We start from the raw sequence: 14,514 nt of genomic DNA on the forward strand, positions 1-14,514 counted from the left end.
ATAAATTACCACCATTTTTAACCAATTAATTAATTAAAATACTTTTAACTAATTAAATTAGCACCAGATGATGTAATTAATATGATTATTTTACAATAAACCAGAATAGAAATGTTATTATCAGTGCTATAATTAAGAGAAAAAATGAAAATGGATAGAGGCCTAGCACGTGGGAAATAAGATGTTTTGAATAATAAAGAGCATCCAAGCGGATGCTCTTTATTATTTAATTGATTGTTTCTTCATTCATAGTTATTATTTCTTCATTCAATTCAAATAAATCTTCAAAAATTCCATCAATAGTATTTTCATCAATAAATGCTCTCAATTTTGGGTTACGCTCTTCCGTATTAATATACTGAATAAAATAACCTCCTACTTTTTCAGCAATACTTAATTTAATAGATATGTTTTGCTGAATCCTATCTTTGTTAAATAAAATAAAAGTAACATTTTTATCAGAACATTCTATTTTGATTTTTTTATAATACTTTATATCTATATATTCATTTGAATCTGTTGTTGCTCGAATATTCTTTATATTGTATTTGTCTAGATTACTATTAAATACCTCAACAAAGTTTTGCATTGCTCTGCCAATAATGCTTTTATCAATAGTCAAATTTCTTAATTGTAAAACTAATTCTTCTTTCCAATTCATCTTATTCACCGCCCCTATAAGATATTACCTTCTATTAAAGAAGGTAATATCTTATATCGTTAGAAATATAAAGGTACCTACATTATATCTCCTACTATTAAGCTATTCCAGAATCTAAAAAAGATACCAATTTCTCAGTATCCAACAACGGTAGGTAAACTAAAAACCTCACATTTTGTGAGGTTTCTAATAATTACTATACTATAACTACACTTCTGCAACCATTATACGTCGCTATCTCTCCTAATTCCTCCATGAATTCCTCCTTAGGAGTGTAACTGTTTATGATTTCAGATCGTACGCCCATTTGCCTATATTTTATAAGTTTATATCTTATATCTGGATTTAATAGCGCAATAAACTTGCTGATTTTATCTACATTATTGTGATTCTCTAAAACTTCTGGTACAACAACCGTTCTAATCTCATAAATTTTATTTAACTTAGCTAAATATTTTACATTTTCTATAACAATAGTATTTTCCATACCCGTAAGTCTCTTATGTTCCTCGTTATTATAGGATTTTATATCTACCATTGCCATATCCATTACATCCACTAGCTCTTCATGTTCCCATAAAGGTACCGAACCATTGGTATCCACAAAACATGTTAAATTCATTTTTTTAACTTCTCTAAATAAATGTATTAAAAACTCACTTTGAAGGGTGCACTCACCACCTGAGACTGTAATCCCCGCGATAAAAACTTTATTCTTCTCTATCTCGCGTACGACTTCTTCTACAGTCATGCTTTGTGCTCTAGGGGAGCTATTCCTTTTGCAAAATCTTATACATTCATCACATTTACTACAGGCTCTTTTATCCCATACTACATTAGAGGACTTAAATTGTAATGCATTATAATGGCAAGCATCTATGCATTCCCCACAACTATTACAAATATTTATAGTCTCCGGGTTGTGACAATAAGAACAGTTAAAATTACACCCTTGCAAGAATATGGCAGTCCTATTTCCCGGTCCATCCACCGAGCTAAAGGGAATAATTCGGTTAACTAATCCCTTAATCATTTTTTCTTACCTTTCTTTCCAGTACCTTTTGATTCAGAACTGCCCCAAGTCCTAATGCTACTGTATCCTGTAACACCTGATGCCCCTCTTGCAATTTTTTCATTTCTGATCTTTTAACAAGATATCCAGTAATTCTTATTACATCACAATCAGTAGAATATGCTGAAAAATATCTCATTTGTTTTTTAAAAGCACCCTTGATAATATCAAGCACATACTCCGGATTACTTTTAACCGTGCTATCAAAATTAAATATATCGCCTATTCCTGAGGGAAAGAACTTATGAAATTTAGCAGACTCCACTATATGCTGTGGAAGTTCAGGTTCATCTCCAATTGGAATCCTGCATCCTGGACTTATTCCCATATCAGAATCAATACCCACTTGAGCATGTAACAGATATCTACCTTTCGATATATTGCAGTGAGGATCATTATATTTATTAACCTCAGATTCTAACTTTTCAATAATTCTATATCCTAAAGTATTAGCTATTTCACTATGGCCAAACCTATTTTCTAATTTAGAAGAATCAATAAAACAATTTACACATTCAGCAAGTCCAAACATCCCAAACATGCCTGTGAAGTTATCTTTACTTATTAATCCTTCCCTTACTAAGAAATTGGTCTCAAAGAAACCACTTTCCTCCACTAAAAATCTAATTCTTTCACGCATATACCCAGCCATTTTCTCTACTGCATCCGGCAATATAACATTTATAAATTCATCTTGGTTTTTTGCTTTTTTAGCAAGCCTCGCTAAATTTAATCTAGATAAAGTGTAACTTCCCCCACCTATAGTTAATCCATTATAGCAACTAACTATACCGTAATTCCCAGCAAACTCATTTGAGAACATTTCATGATTAGCAAAACTTGGTTTTGCAGTTATTAAGGCAGTGTTAATTGCATCAATAGCAAAATCATCTGGAGTACTTGTACTATATTTTAAAGTTAAGTTAGGAATTGCATTTTGCAGTTCTCTTTCCGCTCTTAATATTAATCTTCCTGCCTTAGTATCTTCTGGCCCTATATTTGCATGACAAAAAGAATCTGTTATGGTTCTGTCTATATGTGTTAAAAATAATTTTATAGCATGAAAAGCTTCTTCTTCATCTAAGACAAACGGTTCCAAGAGATAATCAATATTCCCTATATATACTGGGAATGAAGAAATTGATGGCACATGTCTGTATAATATTAATAAACTATTTGTAGCCTCCCAAATATCCTTTGGTGGCGTGAGTCCTAAAAATTCACTTCCATTTTTCATGAATTTCTGATAGTTAGGTACTATATACCTAGGTCTATACGGTGCATGGCCTTCAAAAAGATCACATATTATTCCCTCATCGCGAAGCATCTGAGTATCCCTTCTAATATTTAGAACGTCTATACTGTCTTCCGCTGCTCTAGCGAGGGTTAATACCTTTTGCTCGTAGGTTAAGGTTCCGTTTTTAATAATTTCTAAAATGTTGTTCATTATAACACCACTCCATTTAAATTATTTTAACCACATTTTCAAATTGGTTGTTTAACATATAAGTATGTTAATTTGTTATATGCTGTTATTAATATTCTATATTGAATGTCTTTCTTTTGCAAAGGTTTTCTACTCCCTAACCCTTCCATAAATCTTTTGGATATGCATATAACTAGAGCCTTAGGGCTCTTCTTCAGTTTTATTATATTTTAAATGCACTAAAGTCAAGGAGATTTAATCACTTTGTGATTAAATCTCCTTGGCTTTCAATATGATTTTCTTGTTGACAACACAAGTTTTCAGTTTATTATATTTTTTATTATGATATTACTATTCTACAGAAATTGCATCAACAGGGCATTGTTCTTCTGCTTTTTTTGCACTACTTACAAGATTTTCTGCCACTTCATCTGGCGATGCCACAGCTTTTCCGTCATCTTCCATTTGAAAGATTTCTGGACATACCCCTGGGCATAATCCACATCCAATGCATATATCTTTATCAACGTGAGCCTTCATTAATATCACCCCTTCAATATAGTTATTAGAAAAGATTTAAGCCGTAACTTTAAATGTAGACGAAACTTTATTCAACTTTTTCGAAGTCTGATTTTGGAACTCCACATAATGGACAAACCCAATCTTCTGGTATATCCTCAAATTTAGTACCTTGTTTTATTCCGCCATCTGAATCTCCTTCTTCTGGATCATAAATGTATCCACACACCAAACAAACGTATTTATCCATAAAAACATCCCCTTTAAATTTACTTAATATTATAGTCTCCCCTATAATTTTCACTATACTCTTACCATTATTTATTGTTCTTCAACTTATCCAACAACTCATCAACAGATAGATCAACATCACCTACCGTTATTCCCTTTTCTATAGCTGATTTAAGAAGTGGCGATCTTTTCATATCACCTATAACAATCGCACCGATTACCTTATTATTTTTTATAAATATTTTTTTATAAATTTTAAGATTAGTATCTTCATCTATTAGTACCTTTGTAGACTCTAATTCATCAATGCACCCCATAGAAAATAACGAAATGCCAAAAGCATTTAATGTTGTAACTGGGATTATTTTTTCATAAACAGTTTCCTTCCCAGCAATGTTGTAACCTGCAACTTTTCCTTGTGCTATAGCAATATTCCATAGTCCATTAACTTCATTATCATATTCAGCAATATCTCCTGCTGCATAAATATTTTCTATGTTGGTTTCCATTTTATTGTTTACTAATATTCCTCTTACTGCTTTAACTTTAGTATACGCGATTAGTTCTTTATTAGGTTTAATTCCTGTGGAATACACAATCATATTACATTTTAATTCCACTTCTTTGTCTATAAGAATGCCTGCTACTTTAGCATCTCCTGTTATTTTAACTACACCAGTATTTGTTAGTATTTCTATCCCATAACCATGCATTATATCCTTTAATATTTCTGATGCTTTATTCTCTAATTGGAGAGGCATAAGCCTTGATTGCAATTCAACAATCGTAACCTTTTTGCCATGCTGATGTAATATCCAAGCCATTTCAATTCCTTGTATTCCACCTCCAATAACTATCACTTGTGCACTTGCATTGAGGCTATCTTTAATATTTAAAGCATCATTAAGGCCTCTTAATGTGTAGACACCTTCTTTACCTATACCATCAATTGGTGGTATATTATTGCTGGATCCAGTTGCTATTAGCAATTTATCATACTTTATTTTACGTCCATCGCATAATATTAATTCAAGGCTATCTGTATTTATATTCAATACCTTTGTATTAATAATTATTTTTACTTTATTTTGCTCATACCACTCTTTTTTTTGAAGAAGTATGTTATTTTCCTCCAGGTCATCAAATATACCCTTCGACAGCCTTATTCGGTTATATGGATAAAATTTTTCTTGTCCGATCAAACATATCTCTGAACCTAAATCTATTTCTCTAATTGCCTTGATTGCTGTTACTGATGCAATACCAGTCCCTACGATTACGATTCTTTTAGCCATTTATATCACCCATCTTATTCTAATATTTATTTTTTATTATTCCCTTTTTCATTTAAAGTTATTTTCTAGTTAAATCATCTCCTGCGGAGCTGCACCTTCTGAAATGTCGTTAAAGTATAGTCTCACAATGACATAGACTCTTTAGTGGTTCTATCTTAAAATTTGATTTGGCCAATATTTCTGGCCAAATCTTAATCATTTGGCATACCTTATTTTTCTTCTCTTCTGTCAGCTTGCCCCAAGGTACAAGTGCAGGATTAGTTTTTTTCTTATTATCTTCAACTTCACCATATTTAAAGCCAACCTTTTTTCTATGATAATACCAACGCATATGCTCCTTCTTAGCTAAGGCATTTAATTCTTTAATTGTAAATTCTATAAATGCTGGTTTTTCTTTAACAGAAACAACATCATAATTAATTTTAAGTAAGGCATTAGGAATATTTTTTGCTTGATCACGGTTGAAATTTTTAAGCTCTTCACGAAGATCCTGCCATGGCATTATAAAATCCCCATTCATATTTCTGTTATTTTCATAAATAGCAGTTGCAAGACTTTCAATTTTTTCACTATAGAATGCATCATGCATTAAATGGCGTAAAAATTGTTCTTCATCTACATGTAGTTGTAGCTGTTCTTTAGAAGGTAGATGAGATTGTTCCCATTTTTTCGCATTAGTTAGCATGCTCATCTCGAGTATTGCTTCCATAGACCTTGATTCATGCTTATACCTTGGAATTTTAAGAAGCGCCCGTAATACCCCATTATCAATTTGAGCCTCTTTTTTGTTATTTATAAGATGAGGTACCTTACGCTCCAAAAGTGAACGTAATAACATTGCCCTTCGAATTATAAATAAAGAATCCAACTTATTATCGGTTTGATTTGGCCCAAGGATATTTACGTAACCCCTCAAACGACTTAAAAAGTCAGGACCCTTCGCATTTTTAAATTCAAGTAAAAACTGTTTTTGTTCTTTTTCATTTTCAAGGTCTTCTCCACAAAATCCTTTGAGAGTACTGCTTGTTCCCCCAGCAAATACAAAAATAGCTTTTCCAATAGGATGAATAGAATCTCCTTCTCTAAATACACCATCCTGCATAGGTGCTAAGAAATATTTTAACCATCCAAGTTTTCCTTCGATAACAGAATCAAATTCATCAAAAAAAACTAATGGAATTTTTCCTTCCAATGCAATATCACTTACTTTACGAAAAGCAATTGCTAAATCTAATGGTGTACGGAATTGAGATAAATTAAAATCTAATTTTTTAATTAAATTTGACGCAATGCTATTAGCTACTTCCAGTATACCAAAAGATTTTCCAGACCCAGGCGTTCCAAATACTGCAATTGAAAGAGGCCGAACTGTGTTTTTAGTTGAGATATACTCAAGCATAAGATTTTTAATGCTCCTATAGCTTTCTATTTCTGCCTTATCAACTGTTGTTAGCTTTCCAAATCGGGCTATTGGTATAAATTCAAGTGCACTTTTCACTCCATTTTTAACAATGTCATAAGCTATCTCTGCTAAGTTAGTAGCGCTTTTGTCTTTTAAAATATACCAACAAGCACGACAATTAGGATTAGTTGAAGTAGGTACTAATACATCCTGTACATGCTCCGTATGTACAAAATCATTTTCTTTTTCAACAAATATATCTGAACTTAAAAATTGAGATTTTTCAACATTTTCACCAAATCCCTCAATAAAATATTTTTGAGCAGAAACAGTCCCTTTACGTATTCCTATGCTTATCAATTCAGATAATTCTTCATTATCTTGATTTCCTGAAACAATAGTGCTTGCAAGTCCTGCAACAAAACTGGAGGTAAGTCCGTACATTTTACCTTGGGAGTCTTTAATAAAGCCTCCTTCAAATTCATATGGTAGGAAATACAATTTAATTTCAGGCACACCTTCATTTTTATAATAGATGGCACCTTCAAGACCAAAAGGTACTATAAGATGGCGGCAACTTGCGAGAAAAGCAAGATTTGGATTATTATTAATTTGCCAAACAAAATCTTGCGCTGTCCTTTCCCAAGAAAGACTTTTACTTATATTAACTCCCTTCGAACGCAAATCATCACCATTTATAATTACTATTGTCTTTTCTTTATGAAATTTTTGTAGGCATTTCCAAAGTGCACTAGAATCAATAGGATTAACCATTTTATATAAGATTATTGGTGATGTTTCGGATGACTTTAAAGCTAAAGGCCAAAATTCTTTATTAGAGTTAAATCCATTATTTTCGTCATCTAATATAATTATATCTGCATTAGCGTCGTCGTTAATAATCGGAAGCAACCTCGGTACACCAGAAACCGGCCCTGTAAAACCCATAAAACGCCTTATTCTATAAACTTTTTCATTATTGTTTTTATCATCAAATTTCGGAAAAAGCTCTAACTCTGCACTAGCGCTAAGAACCTCTCCTGGTAGAATCAATTCTATATCATGCATCTGTGGTGAAAGTACAGATGCTCCTGTTGCCAAAGATACAAGTTTTGATAGAAGCAAAGCTTGCCCCGGTTTTAAATTACTATGCATATTTAAATTAGTTTGCCAATTCAAACCAGTATTATTCTGAGGGTATGTTATCCTTTGCAACAAATTTACACATATGTCTCCTGATACAACAACTTTTATATTTTTATTTTCCATATTTGAACTCCTATAATAATAATTTTACTCTAAAAATTAATTTATAGAGCAACTCTTTTTCTGCCAAAGCATATTAAACAAAACACTGTTTTCCAGATAAATATGAATAAATAAATCTTTTTCTAAGTCATGAAGTTTTGTATATACAAGTTTGAAAGAAGTGCAAGCCCCTTCTGGAGCATTGAAATCTCTGGTTATCTTCTCTAATTCTTTAATTATATTTCCGGCAGCATCATGCTCATCCTCCGTATCCTTTATTACCTGATGTATTTTTGATAAGACACTATCATCCTTTGTTATTTCAAAATTTTCAATAAGGGGAAATAGATTCTCCTCTTCTTTGATAAGGTGCTCTTCTAGCTCTGTTTTCAAGGTTCCAAAATATTTGTGCACCTTTAATAGTTCTTCACTATGAAGCTTAAAATGTACCTTGAGTACTTTTAATAATAGAGTATCTATTTCTTTAAGCTGTTTTTTGGTAAATTCATGATGTGTTTCTACTATGTGTCTTATTAAGGTGGAAGGTTTTTCTTTTCTCCAGTCTTTATACTCTGAATTAGTTTTTATAAACTCCTCGTACTCGTTATTAAGTTCTTCAATAATTTCATCAGCGTCTAAATCTCTGACCTCCAAGGCTTCCGCTAACGTATCATGTCCACCACAGCAATAATCTATTTTATACCGGTTAAAGGTCTCTGTAGAACCTGGGAAAGTTGAAACTATTTCTCCAAGGCTTTGATTTTTATTTATAATTTTTCCCATAATAAATACCTCCTCATATTTTAAATTGTACTAAGTAATAAATCAGCAGTATAGACAACTGCCCTTTCAATGCTCTTTATGTTATCTTCGCTTGGTGAAAACCTAATCCTTAGTGGGAATTCTATATCGACCATACCAGTCGACTTAATTACATCAGAAGTATTCAAAACTTTAATATCGGTTTCCTTTAAGTAATCCTGAACTACTTCCACAGCTTCTCCACTCCAACCATAAGAACCAAATGCCGCCCCTATCTTATCTTCTAGATTTATTTCATGAAGATTCTTCAATATATCTTCCATATTTCCAATCATATCTGCATATTTGGTAGAGCTGCCAAAGAAAATTGCATCGGCTTCATTGATAGCCTTCATTACTTCTTCTTTTGGTATTTTATTTACATCCATGATTTGGGAAGCTATATTTTGCTCCTCAAATTTTTCCTTAAAAATATCAGCAATTTTTTTTGTCCTACCTGTCATAGTCGAGTATAAAATAAGTGTTTTTTTACCTACCTCTGTATTCTTACTCATATTATCATAAATATCTATAAAACTTTGAACGTTATTTCTAATAATAAATCCATGGGATGGTGCTATTATCTTTATGTCTAAATCTCTAATTTTTTCGATCATATTCTGAACATATCTTCTATGTGGGTGCATTATTAATTTGTAGTAGCCAATATAGTCATCATTGATATCGTCTTTTGCCATATCATTAAAATACTCATAGTTAGCTACGTGGGTACTAAAGATATCGCAAGGGAATAAAATTTTATCATCGATGCAATAAGTTATCATAGTCTCCTGCGTATGAAGATAAGGCGTCTCTATGAATTTTAGGGTCTTGCCGCCTATATCAAGAGTATCCCCATCCCCCACAACTAAAAACTCTCTATTATGAAGATTATACATTTCCTTAAGTTCAGCTACAGCCAGCTTTGTGCACACAATTACTGCATTTTTAGCTCTAGCCGCCAAACTCCCAAGGGCACCAGAATGATCAGGTTCAGTGTGATTAATTACAATGAATTTAATTCTATCAAGTTCAATTATATTCTTTAAATTTTCTACAAATTCTCTACCAAAGCTTATATCAACAGTATCAATCACTGTAGGTTTTTCAGTCATTAATAAATAACTATTATAAGTGGTTCCTTTAGTTAATGTTAGTCTATGGAAAGGTACCTCTCTATCATCAACCTTACCAACCCAAAATATTTTTTCACTTAGCATAATGTTTTTCTTCATAATGTGTCCCTCCAATATTAATTTATTTTCATATGTTCTTGCTTTCCTATGGCTCTATTCTATATTTATTCTAATTATAAAAATATGATTTAAATCAAAAATTAAAAATAATGAAGTTATTTAATAAGTATCATTATGATTGAATGCAATAAAGTCAAGAAGCTCTAATCACTTTGTGATTAGAACTCCTTGACTTTCAATATGATTTTCCTATACTCTTACCAAAATCTTTACACCTGTCTAGCCCTACTTCATCAGGGTTCCACAGTTTTTTTATTCCGACAGCTATTGCCTCTGCCATTATTCTAGTAGCATTCCACATAGTATCATAAATTATTGTAACTTGATTTTCTTTATAATCTTTTGCCCATTCCATATATTTATTTGCAATTTGAAGGGGATTTTCTTTCCAAATAATTCCATGATTTGGGCAAATCATATCTAATGGTAGATTTAAAATCCCTTCTCATATATTTTTTAATAAGGTATTGTTCTTAAAATGAATATCCTAAAATATAGTTTTATCTGTTTCTTACATCATGCTTTTAATTTTCTCATATAATTCATCTGAAGTACCAGCCTGTATCAGTTCGTCATCTACTAAAGCATAAGGTCCCACTGCGCAATCTCCACAATATCCCAGGCATTCCTCAGCTGTTATATCTACACCTGGATAGTTCTCTTTTAATTTTTTCATAGTTTCATCTGTTCCAAAAGTAAAGTTATTCTCACAAAATTTAATATCTGTCATATTTATACCTCCATCATTATTTATTGTTCTTTAATTTATCCAACAACTCATCAACTATCTATATTTTACCTTTGTATTAATAAATATTTTTACTTTATCACCACTTCATTTTAATATTTGCTTTTAATATTCCCTTTTTTAATTAAAGTTATTTACTAATAACTTACATCTTCGACCTCGATTATAAATCACTTGTTTTTATAATGAATTTTTTATTATTGACACTATATTATTTTGATTATACATATTTGTTTTTCATTAGAATATGATTGAAGTCACAAAAAATCTAAAAACGTAAAATAAGCGGCTGCTAAATGTATTCAAATTACATTTAGCAGCCGTTTATTTTAAATTATAATTATAAAATTAATATTATTTATCCGAGTATTTGTTTTAAATCATCTTCTGGATTGCTTATAGGTTTAATATCAAAAGTATCAACTAAAAATTGTAATACGTTAGGGCTTAAGAAAGCTGGAAGCGTTGGTCCAAGGTAAATCCCTTTCACTCCAAGTGAAAGTAATGCCAATAGGTCAGCAACAGCTTTTTGCTCATACCAACTTAAAACAATTGCCAGTGGTAGATCATTAATGCTGCATTTAAATGCATCCGCTAGTGCTGAGGCTATTTTCACAGCAGAATATGCATCGTTACATTGACCTACATCTAGTAATCTTGGAAGTCCTGCTACCTCACCAAACTCTAACTTATTAAAACGATATTTTCCACAAGCTAAAGTAAGAATAATACAATCTTTAGGCACCTGCTGAGCAAATTCAGTGTAATAGTTTCTTCCTGGTCTTGCACCATCACATCCTCCAATTAAGAAGAAGTGTCTAATTTTTCCTTCCTTAACTGCATTTACTATTGTTTCAGCATGACTTAAAGTTGCTTTATGACCAAATCCTACTAGAATTTCTTTAACTTCTTCATCTTTTTCAAATCCACCGAGTTCTAGTGCTTTATTTATCATTTCAGAGAAGTCTTTATATCCATTCTCATCATTAGATATATGTTTTAGACCATCCCAACCAACAACACTTGTTGAGTATATTCTATCTTTATAAGAATCTCTTGGTTTCATTAAGCAATTTGTTGTCATTAAAATACAACCAGGTATACCATCAAATTCTTTTTGTTGATCTTGCCATGCTCCTCCAAAATTACCTACTAAATGTTTGTATTTATTGAGCTTTGGGTATCCATGCGATGGTAACATTTCACCATGTGTATAAATATTTATTCCCTTGCCTTCTGTTTGCTCAAGTAACATTTCAAGATCCCTTAAATCATGACCAGAAACTACAATGAATGGACCCTTTTTAATGTTTACATTAACCTTTGTAGGTGTTGGAGAATTGTATTTCTCATTATTGGCTTTATCTAATACCTCCATAACCTTAACACACATATCTCCAGTTTTAACTAAATACTTGATAAGATCTTGTAGATTTAAACTATCATCAGTCATTACTGCTAAGCCTATAAAATAAAAATCATCTACTTCATCGCTATTATATTTAATACATCTAGCTTGGTGTGCATAAGCTGCAATCCCTTTTAATCCATATTTTATAGTTTCGCGAACTGAACGGATATCAGCATCTAAGTCTTCATTATACATAACGCCAGCTTTTTTAGCATCTTCAAGTATCTGCTGCTTAGTATCACTTAAATTATATAAAGCTTCCTCAGAATTTACTTCTTCCCCTGCTGCTTTTTTCCTGGCATCCTCTTTTATTACTTGAGATCTTTTAAGCATATCCATATGAGATTCAGGATCAAAATTTACATTAGTTAATGTCATAAACAATGAATTTTCAATAAATGAAACCCATGACTTATCAATTTTTTCGCCTTTGGCTAAAAGTTTAGTAGCATAACAGCTTATTCCTTTTAACTGATAAATGAGCAAATCCTGCATTGCTGCAATTTCAGGCGTTTTTCCACAGACTCCTACTTTGGTACAACCTTTTCCGCCGAAAGTTTGTTCACATTGAAAACAAAACATTTTTCCTTGCATATGTAACCCTCCTAATTTTTAAAACTTCTATATAATATTTTGCACATTACTGGCATGATTATACACGATATTAATGAGAATATTCATATACCCCTTCCGAAGCATTGAAATCTCTGGTTATCTTCTCTAATTCTTTAATTATATTTCCAGCAGCATCATGCTCATCCTCTGTATCCTTTATAACCTGATGTATTTTTGATAAGACACTATCATCCTTTGTTATTTCAAAGTTTCAATAAGGGGAAACAGAAAATCAAAATCTTTAAGTACTAAAAAAGTATATTGATTATTATTTGACTGGGCTAAATTAAAGATGTTATTATACTAAATGGTAGGTGATATATATGAAAGAGTGTAGTTGTGGAAATTGTAATCATAGCCTATGTGCTAAGAAGGTACCTATATTTTCATTCCTCTCTGACGATGAACTTATAAAAATTGTTGATATGACAGGGCATAAATTCTATAAAAAAGGAGATATGCTGTGTAGTCAAGGACAAAAATCAGATACATTATTTATTATTAATGAAGGTCAAGTAAAAATATCTAAGTTAACAAAAGAGGGTAAAGAGCAAATAGTTCATATCTTCACTAGTGGAGATTTCTTTGGAGAACTAAGCCTGTTCAGTAGTGATGAAATATATAATTTTAATGTTTACGCCATATCAGATGTTAAAATATGTACATTAACCAAACAAGATATGGATAAAATTATCATGAGCAACCCAGGAATATCAATAAAGCTATTACAAGTTATTTCAAAGCGTCTAACTCAGACTGAAAATCTTGCCCAAAATCTGGCTACTAATGATGCAGAAATAAGAGTTGCGTTTATGCTTTTAGAGTTTGGTGAAAAGTATGGAGTTGCTACAAATCAGGGTTTGCAAATCAACTTACCTATAAATAGGGAAGAGATGGCAAATTATGTTGGGGTAACGAGAGAAACCATAAGCAGGAAGCTCAGTATATTTGAAGAGTCGGGTATTATCATCCTTAAGGGTAATAAAGTGGTAATTATAAAACAAATAGATATTTTAAGATCATATGTAGAATAGTAATTTTCAAGCAACCTAAGGCCTATTACATAAGCCTTAGGTTGTTTTTTTATAATTTTGATTTAAATCATATTTTTTCAAATTAAAGTTAAGTAGAATTATAACATAGGAGTATGAAATCTACTGTTTTACACTATAAGGACTAGTATTATATTATTAAACAAGTTAATAATATAATTATAATTTGAAATAAGTATTGAATTGAAAAAATTAGGAGGATTAATTATGGATGCAATAGATTTAATGATGGACGAACATAAATATATTTTACGTGGATTAAAATTATTTAAGAAATTAAGCGTAGAAATATTAAATAGCAATACTGTTGATTTTGTATCTTTTGAAAAGATGATTCTATTTGTTAGAAACTATGGTGATAAGCACCATCACAATAAGGAAGAGGTTGTCCTTTTTAAGAAGATGGAAACTCAACTAGGGCAAAATATGGTAAAAGGACCCTTATCTGGAATGTATATAGAACATGATTTAGGAAGGCAACATATAACGCTTTTAGAAGAAGCTCTTTTAAGAGTTAAAAATGGTGACTTAGATTCACGAGTGGATATAATCGCAAATTCCGTATGCTATGCTAATCTGTTAACAAGACATATTGATAAAGAAGATAAATTGATATATACCTTTGCTAGAAGAGCATTAAGCCAAGTGGACATGGAGGGCGTAAATGTAAGTTGTGAAAATATTGAATTAGAGGCAACTAAAAATCAATTACAAAAAGAATATATAAGTGTTTTAGAAGAATTAGAGAAGAAGTATTTAGATTGATTTTAAACATAC

13 protein-coding genes and 1 pseudogene are annotated in these 14,514 nt (G+C 31.4%); 2 read left to right on the plus strand and 12 right to left on the minus strand.

From position 1 onward, the window contains the following. Positions 1 to 226: 226 nt before the first annotated feature. The 12 genes and pseudogenes from ACWJJT_RS05755 to hcp all read right to left on the minus strand — a co-directional run bounded on the left by ACWJJT_RS05755 (position 227) and on the right by hcp (position 12,664). A complete protein-coding gene (locus tag ACWJJT_RS05755) occupies positions 227 to 661 on the minus strand; it encodes a hypothetical protein (RefSeq protein WP_216303510.1) in 435 nt (144 codons plus the stop codon). 196 nt (positions 662 to 857) lie between these two features. Next, the gene (locus ACWJJT_RS05760; protein ID WP_462956339.1) at positions 858 to 1,694 is read right to left on the minus strand and encodes a YjjW family glycine radical enzyme activase; all 837 of its coding nucleotides are present in this window, start codon (positions 1,692 to 1,694) and stop codon (positions 858 to 860) included. Then, entirely contained in the window at positions 1,687 to 3,180 is a 1,494-nt protein-coding gene (locus tag ACWJJT_RS05765; protein WP_462956340.1) for a YjjI family glycine radical enzyme, read from the minus strand. Before ACWJJT_RS05765 ends, ACWJJT_RS05760 begins: the two co-directional genes overlap by 8 nt. 330 nt (positions 3,181 to 3,510) lie before the next feature. Further along, entirely contained in the window at positions 3,511 to 3,699 is a 189-nt protein-coding gene (locus tag ACWJJT_RS05770; RefSeq protein WP_216303513.1) for a ferredoxin, read from the minus strand. Positions 3,700 to 3,766: 67 nt separating this feature from the next. Beyond that, a complete protein-coding gene (gene rd / locus ACWJJT_RS05775; RefSeq protein ID WP_165414173.1) occupies positions 3,767 to 3,928 on the minus strand; it encodes a rubredoxin in 162 nt (53 codons plus the stop codon). A 67-nt stretch (positions 3,929 to 3,995) separates the two neighbouring features. Then, a complete protein-coding gene (locus ACWJJT_RS05780) occupies positions 3,996 to 5,204 on the minus strand; it encodes an NAD(P)/FAD-dependent oxidoreductase (RefSeq protein ID WP_462956341.1) in 1,209 nt (402 codons plus the stop codon). 109 nt (positions 5,205 to 5,313) lie between these two features. Then, complete coding sequence (locus tag ACWJJT_RS05785) at positions 5,314 to 7,875, minus strand: RyR domain-containing protein (RefSeq protein ID WP_220320242.1); 2,562 nt, start codon at positions 7,873 to 7,875, stop codon at positions 5,314 to 5,316. A gap of 36 nt (positions 7,876 to 7,911) precedes the next feature. Then, complete coding sequence (gene ric / locus ACWJJT_RS05790) at positions 7,912 to 8,637, minus strand: iron-sulfur cluster repair di-iron protein (protein ID WP_462956342.1); 726 nt, start codon at positions 8,635 to 8,637, stop codon at positions 7,912 to 7,914. Positions 8,638 to 8,657: 20 nt separating this feature from the next. After that, positions 8,658 to 9,890: an FprA family A-type flavoprotein gene (locus tag ACWJJT_RS05795; protein ID WP_462956343.1), complete on the minus strand. Its 1,233-nt coding sequence runs from the start codon at positions 9,888 to 9,890 to the stop codon at positions 8,658 to 8,660. 265 nt (positions 9,891 to 10,155) lie between these two features. Beyond that, positions 10,156 to 10,344 (minus strand): annotated as a pseudogene (locus ACWJJT_RS05800) (anaerobic nitric oxide reductase flavorubredoxin); the annotation flags it as partial. Between the two features lie 78 nt (positions 10,345 to 10,422). After that, positions 10,423 to 10,641: a YuzB family protein gene (locus ACWJJT_RS05805; RefSeq protein ID WP_462956344.1), complete on the minus strand. Its 219-nt coding sequence runs from the start codon at positions 10,639 to 10,641 to the stop codon at positions 10,423 to 10,425. Between the two features lie 376 nt (positions 10,642 to 11,017). Then, positions 11,018 to 12,664 carry a hydroxylamine reductase gene (gene hcp, locus ACWJJT_RS05810; RefSeq protein WP_216303519.1) on the minus strand — a complete coding sequence of 549 codons (1,647 nt, stop codon included), beginning with the start codon at positions 12,662 to 12,664 and terminating at the stop codon, positions 11,018 to 11,020. Between the two features lie 344 nt (positions 12,665 to 13,008). Here hcp and ACWJJT_RS05815 point away from each other — a divergent pair, with 344 nt between their 5' ends. Beyond that, positions 13,009 to 13,719, plus strand: a complete 711-nt coding sequence (locus ACWJJT_RS05815) for a Crp/Fnr family transcriptional regulator (protein WP_216303520.1) — start codon at positions 13,009 to 13,011, stop codon at positions 13,717 to 13,719. Positions 13,720 to 13,944: 225 nt separating this feature from the next. Continuing rightward, a complete protein-coding gene (locus tag ACWJJT_RS05820; RefSeq protein ID WP_216303521.1) occupies positions 13,945 to 14,502 on the plus strand; it encodes a hemerythrin domain-containing protein in 558 nt (185 codons plus the stop codon). The last annotated feature ends 12 nt before the right edge of the window (positions 14,503 to 14,514 follow it).

This window comes from Clostridium sp. CM041, from assembly GCF_055081035.1.